This window comes from Mesorhizobium sp. AR02 (assembly GCF_024746835.1).
Lineage (GTDB): Bacteria > Pseudomonadota > Alphaproteobacteria > Rhizobiales > Rhizobiaceae > Mesorhizobium.
In genome coordinates this window covers 4,639,289-4,653,144 of sequence record NZ_CP080531.1, presented here as the reverse complement: position 1 = coordinate 4,653,144, position 13,856 = coordinate 4,639,289, and the positions used below count along the sequence as shown (strand labels likewise).

At 63.4% G+C, this 13,856-nt stretch carries 16 protein-coding genes; 7 read left to right on the top strand and 9 right to left on the bottom strand.

Annotation, left to right across the window (positions count from 1 at the left end; translation table 11 throughout):
• Positions 1-121 precede the first annotated feature (121 nt).
• A complete protein-coding gene (locus DBIPINDM_RS26675) occupies positions 122-1,012 on the top strand; it encodes a LysR family transcriptional regulator (RefSeq protein WP_258581991.1) in 891 nt (296 codons plus the stop codon).
• A 29-nt stretch (positions 1,013-1,041) separates the two neighbouring features.
• Here the strand turns inward: DBIPINDM_RS26675 and DBIPINDM_RS26670 are convergent, their stop codons facing one another.
• Complete coding sequence (locus DBIPINDM_RS26670; RefSeq protein ID WP_258581990.1) at positions 1,042-1,956, bottom strand: DMT family transporter; 915 nt, start codon at positions 1,954-1,956, stop codon at positions 1,042-1,044.
• A 199-nt stretch (positions 1,957-2,155) separates the two neighbouring features.
• On the opposite strand from DBIPINDM_RS26670, the gene DBIPINDM_RS26665 reads away from it, so the two are divergent.
• The 3 genes from DBIPINDM_RS26665 to DBIPINDM_RS26655 all read left to right on the top strand — a co-directional run bounded on the left by DBIPINDM_RS26665 (position 2,156) and on the right by DBIPINDM_RS26655 (position 4,735).
• Positions 2,156-2,560: a YciI family protein gene (locus DBIPINDM_RS26665; protein WP_258581989.1), complete on the top strand. Its 405-nt coding sequence runs from the start codon at positions 2,156-2,158 to the stop codon at positions 2,558-2,560.
• Positions 2,557-3,798, top strand: a complete 1,242-nt coding sequence (locus DBIPINDM_RS26660) for an RNA polymerase sigma factor (protein ID WP_258581988.1) — start codon at positions 2,557-2,559, stop codon at positions 3,796-3,798. Before DBIPINDM_RS26665 ends, DBIPINDM_RS26660 begins: the two co-directional genes overlap by 4 nt.
• 190 nt (positions 3,799-3,988) lie before the next feature.
• Positions 3,989-4,735, top strand: a complete 747-nt coding sequence (locus DBIPINDM_RS26655) for a hypothetical protein (RefSeq protein WP_258581987.1) — start codon at positions 3,989-3,991, stop codon at positions 4,733-4,735.
• An 18-nt stretch (positions 4,736-4,753) separates the two neighbouring features.
• Here DBIPINDM_RS26655 and DBIPINDM_RS26650 read toward each other — a convergent pair whose 3' ends face one another.
• The 4 genes from DBIPINDM_RS26650 to DBIPINDM_RS26635 all read right to left on the bottom strand — a co-directional run bounded on the left by DBIPINDM_RS26650 (position 4,754) and on the right by DBIPINDM_RS26635 (position 9,176).
• Complete coding sequence (locus DBIPINDM_RS26650) at positions 4,754-6,310, bottom strand: DHA2 family efflux MFS transporter permease subunit (protein ID WP_258581986.1); 1,557 nt, start codon at positions 6,308-6,310, stop codon at positions 4,754-4,756.
• 7 nt (positions 6,311-6,317) lie between these two features.
• Positions 6,318-7,421, bottom strand: coding sequence for an HlyD family secretion protein (locus DBIPINDM_RS26645; RefSeq protein ID WP_258581985.1), 1,104 nt, complete (start codon positions 7,419-7,421; stop codon positions 6,318-6,320).
• Entirely contained in the window at positions 7,418-7,972 is a 555-nt protein-coding gene (locus DBIPINDM_RS26640) for a winged helix-turn-helix transcriptional regulator (protein WP_258581984.1), read from the bottom strand. The genes DBIPINDM_RS26645 and DBIPINDM_RS26640 overlap by 4 nt, the downstream gene beginning before the upstream one ends.
• Before the next feature lie 223 nt (positions 7,973-8,195).
• Positions 8,196-9,176, bottom strand: a complete 981-nt coding sequence (locus DBIPINDM_RS26635) for a quinone oxidoreductase family protein (protein ID WP_258581983.1) — start codon at positions 9,174-9,176, stop codon at positions 8,196-8,198.
• A gap of 97 nt (positions 9,177-9,273) precedes the next feature.
• On the opposite strand from DBIPINDM_RS26635, the gene DBIPINDM_RS26630 reads away from it, so the two are divergent.
• Positions 9,274-9,681 carry a winged helix-turn-helix transcriptional regulator gene (locus DBIPINDM_RS26630; protein ID WP_258581982.1) on the top strand — a complete coding sequence of 136 codons (408 nt, stop codon included), beginning with the start codon at positions 9,274-9,276 and terminating at the stop codon, positions 9,679-9,681.
• Positions 9,682-9,749: 68 nt separating this feature from the next.
• The gene (locus tag DBIPINDM_RS26625) at positions 9,750-10,559 is read left to right on the top strand and encodes an MBL fold metallo-hydrolase (protein ID WP_318036902.1); all 810 of its coding nucleotides are present in this window, start codon (positions 9,750-9,752) and stop codon (positions 10,557-10,559) included.
• 118 nt (positions 10,560-10,677) lie between these two features.
• Here DBIPINDM_RS26625 and DBIPINDM_RS26620 read toward each other — a convergent pair whose 3' ends face one another.
• Positions 10,678-11,283, bottom strand: coding sequence for an NADPH-dependent FMN reductase (locus DBIPINDM_RS26620; protein ID WP_258581981.1), 606 nt, complete (start codon positions 11,281-11,283; stop codon positions 10,678-10,680).
• Between the two features lie 92 nt (positions 11,284-11,375).
• On the opposite strand from DBIPINDM_RS26620, the gene DBIPINDM_RS26615 reads away from it, so the two are divergent.
• Complete coding sequence (locus DBIPINDM_RS26615; RefSeq protein WP_179298057.1) at positions 11,376-11,744, top strand: winged helix-turn-helix transcriptional regulator; 369 nt, start codon at positions 11,376-11,378, stop codon at positions 11,742-11,744.
• A gap of 170 nt (positions 11,745-11,914) precedes the next feature.
• On the opposite strand, the gene DBIPINDM_RS26610 is transcribed toward DBIPINDM_RS26615, so the two are convergent.
• The 3 genes from DBIPINDM_RS26610 to DBIPINDM_RS26600 form a co-directional block, all read right to left on the bottom strand.
• Complete coding sequence (locus DBIPINDM_RS26610; RefSeq protein WP_258581980.1) at positions 11,915-12,118, bottom strand: hypothetical protein; 204 nt, start codon at positions 12,116-12,118, stop codon at positions 11,915-11,917.
• Positions 12,119-12,249: 131 nt separating this feature from the next.
• Positions 12,250-12,645 (bottom strand): acyl-CoA thioesterase, encoded by a 396-nt coding sequence (locus DBIPINDM_RS26605; RefSeq protein ID WP_095201826.1) that lies wholly within the window; start codon positions 12,643-12,645, stop codon positions 12,250-12,252.
• 99 nt (positions 12,646-12,744) lie between these two features.
• A complete protein-coding gene (locus tag DBIPINDM_RS26600; protein WP_258581979.1) occupies positions 12,745-13,686 on the bottom strand; it encodes a phosphoribosylaminoimidazolesuccinocarboxamide synthase in 942 nt (313 codons plus the stop codon).
• Between the last annotated feature and the right edge of the window lie 170 nt (positions 13,687-13,856).

Sequence of the window (13,856 nt, the reverse complement as noted above, 5' to 3'; positions counted from 1 at the left end):
TCTGAAATTGCGTCCGGACCCTGCTGCAGACCACGGCATGCGCATAAGATAGGGGATGTCTGACCTTACGATAATGTGCTATAATCCGTATGTCATTGTTAGCTGAGCTAATAAATACCCCATGCAGAACTTCAACGACCTTGCCGCTTTTGCAGCCGTGGCCCGGGAACGGAGCTTCACGCGTGCCGCAGCAAAGCTCGGTGTGTCACCCTCGGCGCTCAGCCAGACCATCCGCAATCTCGAGGAGCGTGTCGGGCTGCGGCTGCTGACGCGGACCACGCGCAGTGTTGCGCCGACCGAGGCCGGTGAGCGCCTGTTGCGCACCCTGGCGCCCCGCTTCGAGGAGATCGAGGCCGAACTGGCGACCTTGAACGAGCTGCGCGAGAAACCGGCTGGAACCGTGCGCATCACCGCCGGCGAGCACCCGGCGATTTCCGTGCTGCAGCCGGCGCTCAAGCGGTTCTTGCCGGACTATCCGGACGTCCAGGTGGAGATCATCGTTGACTACGGCCTGACCGACATTGTCGCCGAGGGCTACGACGCCGGCGTGCGCATGGGCGAGCAGGTGGCGAAGGACATGGTGGCGGTCCGCATCGGCCCCGACATCCGCATGGCGGTGGTCGGTTCACCGGCCTACTTCGCGCGGTTTCCCGTGCCGGAAACGGCGCACGACCTCGCCGCACACAAATGCATCAACATGCGGCTGCCGACCCACGGTGGATTGTTTCCATGGGGGCTGGAGAAGGACGGCCGGGAGGTCAAGGTACGCGGCGACGGTCAGCTTGTGTTCAACAATCTGGGCATGCGCCTGAGTTCCGCTCTGGATGGCCTGGGGCTTGCTTACATGCCGGAGGACCAGGTCCTCCCCTACGTCTCCGCCGGGCGGCTCGTCCGGGTTCTGGAAGACTGGTGCCCCTATTTCCCTGGTTACCACCTCTACTATCCAAGCCGACGGCACACGTCACCGGCCCTATCCCTGCTGGTGGACGTTCTGCGGCACCGGAATATTTGACCGGGTGCCGCGCTTATGCGTTCGGCCCCTCAAACCGTGGCTTCGATCGGCTCGGCAAGTCTGGGGTTCGAGCGTGCGGCGATCAGGCAGCTGGCCACGATGAGGCCGGCGCCCGCAAGCGTGGTCCAGGTCACCGCCTCGTCGAAGAAGAACCACCCGAGCGCGATCGCCCAGATGAAGGCCGAATATTCCGTCGGGATCAGATATTGCGCTTCGGCACGCGCATAGGCCCAGCTCATCAGGAATTGGCCGGCGAGCGACAGTGCCGTTACGCCTGCGAGCGGAAGCCAGAGATTGCTGGGCAAGGCAATGGCGAGCCAGGGTGCCGCAAGACCAAGCATGACCGCAACGCCAAGGTTCTGGAACAGCATGATCTCGATTGGCTTGGCCAACAGCGCCTGTTGCCGGGCGAGGATCAGATTGTAGGCGTAGAAAACCGTCGACGCGAGCACCGCCGCGGTGCCGAGCAGGGCATCCCTGGCGTAGCTCGTGTGGCCGAACTGTCCGGCCACGATGATGACAACGCCCGTGATGCCGGCCAGCGAGGCCCAGATCGCCTTGCGTTGTATCCTTTCGCCTAAAAGCAGCGCGGCCAGCAGGAGCGCAAACAGCGGCGCCACGAAACTAAGCCCGATCGCCTCCGCCAGCGGCAGCCTGGCAAGCCCCCAGAAGAAGCACAGCAGGACAATGCCGACAATCGCGGCGCGCAGCGCATGCAGCTTCAGCACCGAGGGTAAAGGAAGCGAGCGCGGCCCTGCCAACCAGCCCGCGCCCGCGACCACGGTCGCCAGCATGCTGCGCCAAAGCACTGTGTTGTAAACGCCGACCGCGATGACCAGCACCTTCATCGCCGCATCCATGCCGGAGAGCAGGAAGATGCCGAACACGCAGACGAGCACCGGGATCGTGGGGGAGATTGCGCCGGCCAGGCTGGATGATTTCACGGATTTGCTCGAGTGAGGGATTGCAGCCTGACATATCAGGGCAATCTGGCAGGGCCAGATGGCAGCCTCGCCCATATGGCGGTCCAACACCCTCGGTCTTTGGCGCGACCGGGAATTTGAACTTTTTTGCCAATCGTGTCGATTTCGCCATTGCCCGTTCGTCGTATCATCGAACCAACCCTAACCAAGGAGAAAGACCATGCGGTTCATGATGCTGATGATCCCCGGCGGCTACGCGGAGGCGGCGCCCGATGTCATGCCCGATGCCAAGGCGGTAGAGGGGATGATGAAGTATAATGAGGAGCTGAAGAAGGCCGGCGTGTTGCTGGCGCTCGACGGGCTGCATCCGCCGTCATCGGGCGCGCGGGTCAGCTTCAAAGGCGGCAAGCCCGTTGTCACCGACGGGCCGTTCGCCGAGGTCAAGGAAGTGCTGGGCGGCTATTGGGTGATCGACGTGCGCTCGCGCGAGGAGGCCATCGAATGGGCCCGCCGCTGCCCCGCTGGGGAGAATGACGTGATCGAGGTTCGCCGCGTCTTTGAGATCAGCGAGTTCCCCGAGGACGTCCAGAAGGTGGCGGAAGGTTTTGGCGAGCTGAAGGGTTGACGGCCACAGCCACCATCGAAGCGGTCTGGCGGATCGAGCAGCCGAAGCTCACCGCCAGGCTCGCCCGCTATCTCAGGGATGTCGGGCTGGCCGAGGAGATCGCAGGCGATGCCTTCCTGCTGGCGCTGGAGCGCTGGCCCCGGGACGGCATCCCGCGCAATCCGGCCGCCTGGCTGACTGAGGTCGCCAGGAATCGGGCGCTCGACCGGCTGCGCCGCACCACCATGATCGACGGCAAGCATCGCGAACTTGCCATCGACCTCGCCGAGCTGGAGCGCGAGATGCCCGACATCGAGGCGGCGCTCGACGAGGATATTGACGACGATCTTTTGCGGCTGATCTTCACCGCTTGCCATCCCCTATTGCCGGCCGAGCAGCGCGCCGCACTCGCCTTGCGGCTGCTGGGCGGGTTGTCGACGCCGGAGATCGCCCGCGCTTTCCTGGTGCCCGAAGCCACGGTCGCCCAGCGCATCGTGCGCGCCAAGCGGACCCTTCGTGACGCCGCCATCCCGTTCGAGACACCGCGCGGGCAGGAGCGTCGCGAACGCCTCGCCGCCGTGCTGGAGGTGGTCTATCTCACCTTCAACGAGGGCTATGTGGCGACGACGGGGCCGGACTGGCTGCGCGCCGATCTCTGCGGCGAAGCGCTGCGCCTCGGCCGTTCGCTGGCGGCGCTGATGCCTGATGAGCCCGAGGTGCAGGGGCTGGTGTCGCTGATGGAACTCAACGCCTCGCGCTTCCCTGCCCGTACCGGCAGAGCCGGCGAACCGATCCTGCTGCTCGCCCAGGACCGCAGCCGATGGAACTGGTCGCTCATCCAACGCGGCCTCGACGGCCTGAACCGCGCCATGACCCTGACGACCACCCCCGGCCCCTATCTCCTGCAGGCGATGATCGCCGCCTGCCATGCCCGCGCGGTGACCGCCGCCGACACCGACTGGATCGCGATATCGGCATACTATCAAGCCCTGGCCTTGGCGGCCCCCTCGCCCATCGTCGAAATCAACCGGGCGGTGGCCGTCGGCATGGCGTTCGGACCGGCGCAAGGCCTCGCCATCGTCGAAGCGCTGAAGGACGAACCGCGCCTGAAGGACTCGCATCTCTTGCCGACGGTGCGCGGCGATCTCCTGGAGAAACTCGGACGTCCGGCGGAAGCCCGCGCCGCGTTCCGCCAGGCCGCCCAATTGACCAGCAATGACAGGGAGCGTGCGCTATTGCTGGCGCGCGCGGGTGACTAGAGCAATTCCTGGAAAAGTGTGAAACGGTTTTCCGTCCGGAATTGCGTCAAAACAAAGAGTTAGAGCACTGCTCTAGGCACCGCTTGCCCCGGCCCCCACCGCGAGCCGGTGCGGTGACGCGGACGCCACCATCGACGCTGTGCGGGTTTAGCGCTGGGCTTGTTGGGCCGATGGCCAGCCTGTATCGTCCATGACTGTCTTGGCGGCGGTTCTCGCCTGTAAAGTCGTGCCGGCCATGGGGAGGCGAACCTTGAGTTCAGTCCAGGCACAAGACGTCAAGCAGATCATTGCCTATGGCAGCGGCAAGACCGCATTGAAATACATCGCCTTCTCGGCGCTTGTTCTCGTTGTCGGGCTCGTTGTCGCCTTCGGCAGGAATAACTGGCTGTTGGGTGTTCCCCTGGCGGCTGTGGCGGCCGTCATGATTGTCTGGCACATCAACGGATTGCTGACCGCCGAGCCACTGTTGCTGCTATCGCCGGCCGGATTGCGTCTCAATCTCGACGGCTATGTCTTTCTCGACATCCCCTGGCGGGAAGTGGAGGGCATTTCCTCACTCGACCTTGCCTTCGAGGTGTTGAAGAAGCGATGGTATGACTTCTCGGGGGACAGGCCGGGCTACTCGTTGGGGAAAGACCAGTACCGGGATGTCACCGCGCTGCAGGTCTCCGAGCCGTTCGCGGATAAAACGGTCTTGCCTCTATGGAGGGCTGTCAACCGAAACAGCAGGGGGTTAAAGCGGTTCGGCATCGGTATGGCGACCTTCATGCCCGCCCAGAACGCCACGGCCTCGCGACTGAGCAACATTTTCCCCACGCAGGATGGCAAGCGGTTCGTCACACTGCCGCACAGCGTGCTCTCCGTCAGTCGCGATCGGCTTCGCGCCGAAATCGAGGCCCGTTGGCATGCCTTCGGCGAAAAGACGGCTACGGGCTAGCCAGTCGCCTTGGTCGCCTCAGTGCGCGTCCGGAGGCGGCGCCTTCGGTGTGACATTGCGCAGGAACGGAACCAGCGCCGTGGCGATGACGAAGGCGGCCATGATCACCAGGAACGCATCGGCATAGGCCATGGTCGATGCCTCGCGATAGGCGAGCGCCCACAGCTGCTTCAACGACGCGGTATGACCATCGGCGACAGCGCCAGGTAACTGGCCATAGCGCTGCGCGACATTGTCGACGAGCCGCATCGCGGCCTCGTTCTGCGGCGTCAGGTGCGAGGTGATCGTCAGGAAATGGAAGTTGGTGCGGTCGTTCAGGATGGCGCCGCAAATGGCGATGCCGACGGCACCGCCGAGATTGCGCATCGTGTTGAACAGGCCGCTGGCATATTTCAGCCGTTCGGGCGGCAGGCTGCCGAGGCCGAGATTGACGCTCGGCGCGACGGCGAAGACCTGCGGGAAGCCACGGAACAGTTGCGGGATCAGAAGCTCGGCAGCACCCCACTGGCTGGTGATGGCGCTAAAACTCCACATCGACGCGCCGAAGGAGGCCAGCCCGAACATCATCAGCCAGCGCGTGTCGAAGCGCTTGGCAAGGAAGATGTAGACAGGAACGCCGACCATCGAGGCGACACCGGTGGAAAACACCGCGAGCCCTGTCTGCAAGGCGCCGTAGCCCCGGACATAGCCGAGGAACAGCGGCGTCAGATAGATCGTGGCGAAGATGCCGATGCCGGTGATGAAGGACAGGAAGCAGCCAATGGCGAAATTGCGGTTGCCGAAGGCGCGGAAGTCGACCACCGGCTGCGCATAGGTCAGGCTACGGATGACGAACAGAACCATGGTGATGCCGGCGACGAAAGCGCCATTGCGGATCGTCGCATCGTCGAACCAGTTCCAGCGCGAGCCCTCTTCCAGGACGTATTCCGCGGTACCCAGGCTGACCGCCATCAGCACGATGCCGATATAGTCTGCCCCCTTCAGCAGCGACGGATCGGCCTTGTCGATCTTGACCAGAGCCGCGACGAGGACGGTGATGATGGTGCCTGGAATGACGTTGACATAGAACAGCCAGTGCCAGTTCAGCGTGTCGGTGATCCAGCCGCCGATAACGGGGCCGAGCGTCGGCGCGATCGAGGCTATGCTGCCGACCACCGCGGCTGCGTAGACCCGCCTCGGCCCCTGGAAATAGTGGAACGACGAGGTGAAGACCGTCGGGATCATCGACGCCCCGAGCAGCCCCTGCAGCGCACGGAACACGATCATGCTTTCGATGCTCCAGGCGAAGCCGCACAGCATGCTGGCCAGCGTGAAACCGGCCGCCGAGATGGTGAACAGCCAGCGTGTCGAGAACACCCGCGTCAGCCAGCCCGACAGCGGAATGACGATGATTTCGGCCACCAGATAGGACGTCTGTACCCAGCCGATCTGATCCTGTGCCGCCGACAGGCCGCCGCCAATATCCTGCAGCGAGGAGGCGACGATCTGGATGTCGAGCAGCGCGATGAACATCCCCACGCACATCACCATGAATGGCAGGATGCTGGCGAAGAAGGATTGCGGGCGCTCTGGCATGGCGTCCTCAGTGCGCGCCGGTATCGACCGTGACTACGGTGGACAGGCCTGGCCGCAGCGCGACCTTCCGCGCCTGGTCCGGGTCGATGGTGATGCGGACGGGAACGCGCTGGACGATCTTTGTGAAATTGCCGGTGGCGTTCTGCGCCGGAATGACGCTGAAGATCGCGCCGGTCGCCGGCCCCAGGCTGGTGACATGGCCCTTGAGCGGCTGATCGGGCGCAATGTCGGTATAGACCGTCGCCGCCTGTCCGTCGGCCATGCTGCGCAACTGGTCTTCCTTGAAATTGGCGTCGACCCACAGCCCTGTCTCCGGAACGATCGTCAGCAGATAACTGCCCGGCGAGACATAGGTGCCGACCTGCGCCAGCCGGTTGCCGACGAGGCCGTCGATGGGAGCGCGGATCTGCGTGAAGCCGAGATCGAGTTCAGCCGTGTCGAGATCGGCCTTGGCGGCTAAAACCGCGGCGGTGGCTTCCGAGATCTGCGTGTTGAGCACATCGAGCTGTTGCCTGGCGGCGGCGAGCCCCGCGCGGGAGGCGGCGACCGACGCTTTGGCCTGGCCGTCGGCCGCAAGACTTCTCTGCGCATCCTGCTGCGAGCCGGCCTTGGTGCTGGCAAGCGCCTCATAGCGTTTGGCATCCTGCGCGGTGAAAGTAGCGGCGGCACTCTTGGCCTCGAGATCAGCTTCAGCCTGTTCGATCAGCGAATTCTGCAGCGAGACCTGGGCGCGCAGATTGTCGAGCGCCGATTGCTGCTGCTGGACGGAAGCCTGCGCACGCTCCACCGCCGCCTTGAAAGGCCGGTCGTCGATGCGGATGATGAGCTGGCCTGCATCGACATGCTGGTTGTCCTCGACGAGGATCTGATCGATATGCCCGGCGACACGCGGTGCCAGCGGCGTGACGTTGCCGCCGACATAGGCATCGTCGGTCGACATCAGGAAACGGCCGGCCTGCCACCACTGAAAGCCATACCAGCCGGCAACGCCGATCGCGATCGCGGCGCCTACCATGACAAACGGCTTGCGCCGCTTTTTGGCGGGAACAGGAATTTGAACAGTCGATGGCTGCGCGGGCTGCAACTCGGCAGCGGAGAGAACCTTGTTCATTGGCGGCGTGCCTCATCCGATCTGTGTTCAATCACCGTGTTGTCGGTGAGCGGCAAGCCTGAGCCTTCGCTGCTGAAGCGATAGCGCTGCCGCATGCGATCGGTGGCCTTGGGTGCCGTCGCCATGGTGAAGCCCTCGCTGTCGATTTCCCTACCGGTCTGGCGGTCGACCAGAACCGGCTCGGCCCAGCGCCCGTCAGCCTTGTCCACCACCACCAGGCTCGGACCTTCGGGCGCCAGATGCCTGTTGCCCCAGGTGAGCAAGGAAAGCAGCACCGGGCGGAAATCTCGCGCCTTGGCGGTCAGCACATATTCATGGCGAAGCGGCCGCTCGCAGTAGACGCGTTTTTCGAACAGGCCGCGCTCGACCAGGCTGTTCAGCCGGCGCGTCAGGATGTTGGGCGCGATCTCCAGGCTCTTTTGAAACTGATCGAAGCGCGTCAGCCCCTGGAGCGCGTCCCGCAGCAGCAGGATGCTCCACCACTCGCCGACATCGTCGAGGCTGCGCGCGATGGGACACGGGCGGGTTTCGAAGCTTGTTTTGGCAACCATGATCTGGGTCTCTTTCAAAATGAAAGTCACTTATAGCCGAGTTAGTTGCATTATGCAAGTAACTCAGGTGTGATCATGGAAGCGAGTGCATGTTTGGGGAAATGAGATAAGCCCCAAGGGGCAGTGGCGGCGCAGCCAAGGTATGGCGTCGTCGGCAGGAAAAACGCCCTGCGGCGTGCCGTCATGCGGCCACAAGCGGTGGATGCCCTGGTCGCGGAGTCCGCTAAGGCACCAGCACGACCTTGCCGGTCGAGCGGCGCTCGTCCAGCAGCCGGTGCGCTTCGCCGGCCTGGTCGAGCGGGAAACGGCCGCCGATCGCAACCCGCAGCTGGCCGCTCGCGGCCAGTTGGAACAGCTCCGACAGGCTCATCCGCAGCACCTCTGGTGGCAGCAGCGGCAGCAGCGCGAAACCCCTGAGCGACTGGTTGCGGCCGATCATGGCTTCCAGGTCGGAAGCCGCGAGCCCGTAGCGGCCGAGTGCCGCAAAGACCAGCTCGCCGCCAGGCGCCAAAGCCTTCAGCGACAGAGCCGTCAGCGCGCCGCCAACCGTGTCGTAAATGATGTCGACCCCGTGTCCGTCCGTGGCGTCGCGGACATGTGTGGGCCAATCCGGATTGGCGTAGTCAATTGCGACGTCGGCACCGAGCGACAATGCAAGATCGAGTTTGGCCCTGTCGCTGGCGGCAGCGATCACGCGGCTTGCCCCCTTCTGTCTGGCAAGCTGGACAAGCAGCGATCCAACGCCACCGGCAGCGGCCGGCACCAATATCGTTCGACCGTCCGGCGGGCTCTGCCGCAGCAGATGCAGCGCCGTCAGCCCCTGCACCATCAGCGCTGTCGCCGCTTCGAACGAGACTTCATCCGGCAACGGCACGGCGAGATCGGCTGATATCGTCACCTGCTCCGCATAACCACCATGAGGACGCTGCGAGGCAAACAGCGGCGCCGCGACACGGCTTCCCAGCAGCGCCGCATCCACCCCTTGGCCAACGGCCTCGACGACACCAGCCACTTCCACGCCGGGAAACATAGGCAGTTGCGGCGTCACCGCGTAACGGTCCGCGCGCATCAGCACCTCGAAGAAGTTGATGCCGGCAGCCTGCACCCGGATCAGCACCTCGCCGGCCTGTGGCTCAGGCGTCGGCACATCGACAAGTTCCAGTACCTCGGGGCCCCCGAAGCGGCTGAATTGGACGGCTTTCATGGCAAACTCCGATCGCACTGGCATCGGCCGTGGTTTGCCACTATCTGCGGGGCCTCGACTACACACTCATTTGTCCGCTGCTGACCAGGAGGTGACCATGGCCGGTCCGGTCAAAAAAATGCCGATCAAGAGACTGCCGCTACTGCCGGCGGAGCGCGCGCTGAAAGTGATCGCCGGGCGCTGGAAGGCGGTGATCCTCTACCACCTCTTCGATGGTCCCCGGCGGCTGTCGGCGCTCAAGACGATGATGCCTGGCATCACCCAGAAAGTGCTGATCCAGCAGCTGCGCGAAATGGAGGAGCACGGCCTCGTCAGCCGCGAGATCTTCGCCGAAGTCCCCGCCCGCGTCGAATATTCGGCGACCAGCCTCGGCCTCAGCCTCGAGCCGATCCTGCTGGCCCTTTGCCAGTGGGGCCAGCACCACGCGGACGAGCTGGACGAAAAGTATCGCCTCGCCGACTGCATCATCCGGCCACGGCAGGCGCAGCACGCACAGATGGCCTAAATCGAATGGCATGATGGGTTGCCGACGCCGGCTGCCCGTCTCAGACTGTTGACAGGACGGATCGGCAAATGCACCGCATAGCTTCGGGCGAACTTTATCAGACCTACACTCTCGGTGACCTACGCATCACGTCCTTGCGGGATGGGTATGTCGACATGCCGATCAGGCGGCTTCGGCAAAACGGCGACCAGCCATTTGGCGATGACTTGCCGGAACAGGTCCCATTGTTTGGCGGTCAACTCAGGCTCTCCGTCAACGCCTTCGCGATTGACGACGGAAACGAGATCATCTTGATCGATACCGGCGCCGCGAATGCCTGGCACCCGACCATGGGCCGGCTTCCCCAGGCGCTGGACGAAGCCGGCATCGATGCGGGACGAGTCCGCGCCGTCTGCTTCACCCATACCCATCTCGACCACATCCATGGTCTTGTGCTTGCTGATGGCCGAGACGCTTTCCCGCGCCTGGCGCGCCTGTTCGTTCCCAGGGAAGAACTCGGCCTCTTCCGCGCCGAAGAGCGGCTCGAACGATTTCACGACATGGCGGAACCATTCGAAGCCGGAGACCGTCTCGGGACGCATGTGGACGTTATCGACGCTCACGGCCATGAAGTGGGTCACAGCTGCTTTCGCGTTTCGAGCGGCGGCGAACACATTTTGATCTGGGGCGACACCGTTCACGTCCCATCGCTTCAGTTCGATCGCCCTGAGGTGACGTGGGAATTCGACGCGGATCAAGACCAGGCGCGAGAGAGCCGGATGCGGCTGCTGGCGCTTGCGGCGGACGATCACTGTTTCGTTGCCGGCGCGCATCTGGACTCGCCCGGCATTGGCCGTGTCGTCCGGTCCGGCGGCAGCTTTCGATTTGAGCCGCTATAACTAGAGCAATTCCAGGAAAAGTGTGAGCGGTTTTCCGTCTGGAATTGCGTCAAAACAAAGAGTTAGGGCGGCGCAAGCGCCGCCCCATATCCCTTGGGAGGATAATCTCAAAAGGCGATCAGGCTGCCTTGACTTCCTCGGCAAGCACGTCGGCATCGCGGGCCTTCTTCAGCGCCTTTGCCCACCAGGCGACGTCGTTGACCAGCGCGGTGGCCGCCTGGTTCAGGTGCTCGAGGTCCTCAAGCTTCTTCTCACCCTGGCGGACAGCGAGGAAGTCGCCCCAGGCGATGTGGACGGCCGACTTGACCGGCGCCATTTGCAGCTCGACGGCATGGAGGCGGAGCTGCTCGACGGCACGAGCACCGCCCACGCTGCCATAGCCGACGAAACCGGCCGGCTTCTTGTTCCATTCGTTGGCGGCGTAGTCGATGGCGTTCTTCAGCACGGCCGTCGGGCCGTGATTGTATTCGGCGGCGGTGAAGATGAAGCCGTCATATTCGGCGACCTTCTTCTGCCAGCGCTGCGCTACTTCGTTGGTCGACGGCACCCAGGCGGAGGACGCGACTTCGTCGAAGAAGGGCAGCGGGAAGTCACGCAGGTCGACGACCTCGACCTCGATGTCGGCATGCGACTTGGCTATCTTGGCGATCCATTGGGTGGGGACGTCGGCGAAGCGCGCGGCGCGCGTCGAACCGACGATGATGGCGATTTTCGGCTTTGACATGGGGGGCTCTCCATTCCAGTAAAAAGCTGGTATCGTTTAGATACCGGCGCTATATGAGATACTGTCAACTGCCGACGCAAGGAGGCACCGTTTTGTTACTGAGGCACCCGCACAACACTGAAGACTGCCGCGCGATTTCGGAAATCCTGCAGCGCGTCGGCGACAAATGGACCGTGCTGGTGGTCGGCAAGCTGGGCGGCGGACCGTTGCGTTTCAATGAGTTGCGCGCCGCTGTCGGCGGCATCTCGCAGAAGATGCTGACCACCACCTTGCGTGGATTGGAACGCGACGGTTTCGTCACCCGCACCGTGTTTCCGACCATCCCGCCGCGTGTCGATTATGAACTGACCGAACTCGGTCACGAACTGTTGATCCCGGTCAGCGCGCTTGGCGAATGGGCGCGCAGGAACACCCAGCGCGTCCAGGCGGCACGCGAAAAATTCGATGGCATGCATGGCTGAAACCATTGCGTCGCAAGGACTCCAGCGTTTCGCGGCAAGCGAAACCGCCTGACGGCAAGCGAAATCGCAATCCTCTGAACGCGACCCGGGCAGCTTTGTCTCATGGCGCTCGGGGCAGACCAGCACACAGGCTTCTTTGACGACGACAATCGCGGGCCAAAGGCAGCCCTTCAGGCTCTCGGCGACAGGCCCTCGCAAGGCGCTGGGCTGCAGGGTGTGCATGTCGCGGCCGGCTTGCGGTCACCCTTGCCGCCTTGCAGGCAAGTCGTGTGCGGAAGGTCGTTCTTGACTTCGGCATAGGCGGTTACGCCGAGCAGGCAGACTAGGGCGACAAGGGCTGCCACGAGCCAGCTGTTCAGCATGTGTTGACGCATTGTCTCCCCTCCAACGCCGGCACAATCGGGCGTGAAGGCAACCACTGAATGTCGCGAAACGCATCGCTCGCATCAGCGGTGTTACAATTGCCCTGGTTGGGGCACCGGGGATTGCGGAAACCGGGCTTTCGTCAACCCTCGGCCGGAACGGCTTTCGGCTTGCCCTCGCCGTCCAGCGCCACCATGACGAAATCGGCGTGGGTGACCTTTTCCATCAGGTCGGAGAGATAGCGCTGCGCCCAGGCCTCGACCTTCAGCGTCATCGAGGTGCGGCCGACGCGTTCGACATGGGTGTAGATGCACAGCGTGTCGCCGATCTTCATCGGCTTGGCGAAGGACATCTCCTTGACCGCCGCCGTCACCACGCGGCCCCTGGCGCGCTCGGCGGCGCGGATGCCGCAGGCAAGGTCCATCTGCGCCATCACCCAGCCGCCAAAAATGTCGCCGGCGGCATTGGCGTCCGAAGGCATGGCCAGCGTGCGCAGCGTCAGGTCTCCGATCGGCCGTCCGTCCGCGTATTGCACCATGCGAGAAATCCCCCGAGGTCGATGGCTTGAGATCGATTGCCCTCGATCCCGTAGCGTCACCGTGCGGACGCGTCAACGCGGCAAAGCTTCGCGTGACCGTTAGAAGTAGCGCGCGAGGTTCGAGCGGATGCGATCCAAAACGGTCTTTCCGGAAACGTCAGGGACGAATGCCTTGCCCGTGATCGCTTCGTAAGCCTGCGCATAGATGCGAGAGGCCTGTTCGACGATCTCGTCGGGGATCGTCGGAATAGGATCCTTGTAGGGATCGCAGCGCGCCGCCACCCACGAGCGGATGAAATCCTTGTCGAAACTCTCCGGCCGCGTGCCGCTTGTGAGGGCCTGTTCGTAGCTCGCCGCGATCCAGTACCGGCTGCTGTCCGGCGTATGGATTTCGTCGGCCAGGATGATCGTCCCGTTCTTGTCGGTGCCGAATTCGTATTTCGTGTCGGCGAGGATCAGGCCCCGCTCGGCGGCGCGCGCCTGGCCGCGGGCAAACAGCTTCAAGGCGTAGCTCGAAACGGTGTCCCATTGTGCCGACGTGAGCAGTCCCTGTTCGAGGATCTCTGCCTTGGACAGCGGCTCGTCATGGGCGCCATCCGCTGCCTTGCTCGTCGGCGTGATGACAGGCTCGGCCAGTTTCTCATTGTCGCGCAGCCCGTCCGGCAGCCGCATGCCATACATGTCGCGTTCGCCGCGACGATAGCGGGTCAGGATCGAGGTGCTGGTGGTCCCCGCCAGATAACCGCGCACGACGATCTCGACCGGCAGGATGTCGAGCCTTGTGCCGACGACGACATTGGGATCGGGATATTCGAGCACATGGTTCGGGCAGATATCGGCGGTTTCCTCGAACCAGTACCGGGCCGTCTGGGTCAGGATCTCGCCCTTGAACGGGATCGAGGTCAGGATGATGTCGAAGGCACTGAGACGGTCGGTGGCGATGATGATGCGCCGCCCGTCGGCCAGGTCGTAGTTTTCGCGGACCTTGCCCTTGTAGTGGCCCGGCAGTTCGGGAATGAAGGCATCCGACAGGGTCCGCATATGATTTCCTGCCTTCCGCAGAGTGGCCAGAGCATGATTCCGAAAAGTTGCAGACTTTTCGGAAAAAATCATGCGCCCAAATAATATCCTCGCATAAGCTGTCGACCCCATGCATATCAAGCGCGATTGTCGGTATTCCCCGCAACTCGACCTGGCATCCCAGTCGCTTT

Coding starts and splice junctions, on each gene's coding strand:
- DBIPINDM_RS26675 (WP_258581991.1), top strand. CDS start 122: ATGCAGAACTTCAACGACCTTGCCGCTTTTGCAGCCGTGGCCCGGGAA.
- DBIPINDM_RS26665 (WP_258581989.1), top strand. CDS start 2,156: ATGCGGTTCATGATGCTGATGATCCCCGGCGGCTACGCGGAGGCGGCG.
- DBIPINDM_RS26655 (WP_258581987.1), top strand. CDS start 3,989: ATGACTGTCTTGGCGGCGGTTCTCGCCTGTAAAGTCGTGCCGGCCATG.
- DBIPINDM_RS26650 (WP_258581986.1), bottom strand. CDS start 6,310: ATGCCAGAGCGCCCGCAATCCTTCTTCGCCAGCATCCTGCCATTCATG.
- DBIPINDM_RS26645 (WP_258581985.1), bottom strand. CDS start 7,421: ATGAACAAGGTTCTCTCCGCTGCCGAGTTGCAGCCCGCGCAGCCATCG.
- DBIPINDM_RS26640 (WP_258581984.1), bottom strand. CDS start 7,972: ATGGTTGCCAAAACAAGCTTCGAAACCCGCCCGTGTCCCATCGCGCGC.
- DBIPINDM_RS26635 (WP_258581983.1), bottom strand. CDS start 9,176: ATGAAAGCCGTCCAATTCAGCCGCTTCGGGGGCCCCGAGGTACTGGAA.
- DBIPINDM_RS26630 (WP_258581982.1), top strand. CDS start 9,274: ATGGCCGGTCCGGTCAAAAAAATGCCGATCAAGAGACTGCCGCTACTG.
- DBIPINDM_RS26625 (WP_318036902.1), top strand. CDS start 9,750: ATGCACCGCATAGCTTCGGGCGAACTTTATCAGACCTACACTCTCGGT.
- DBIPINDM_RS26620 (WP_258581981.1), bottom strand. CDS start 11,283: ATGTCAAAGCCGAAAATCGCCATCATCGTCGGTTCGACGCGCGCCGCG.
- DBIPINDM_RS26610 (WP_258581980.1), bottom strand. CDS start 12,118: ATGCGTCAACACATGCTGAACAGCTGGCTCGTGGCAGCCCTTGTCGCC.
- DBIPINDM_RS26605 (WP_095201826.1), bottom strand. CDS start 12,645: ATGGTGCAATACGCGGACGGACGGCCGATCGGAGACCTGACGCTGCGC.
- DBIPINDM_RS26600 (WP_258581979.1), bottom strand. CDS start 13,686: ATGCGGACCCTGTCGGATGCCTTCATTCCCGAACTGCCGGGCCACTAC.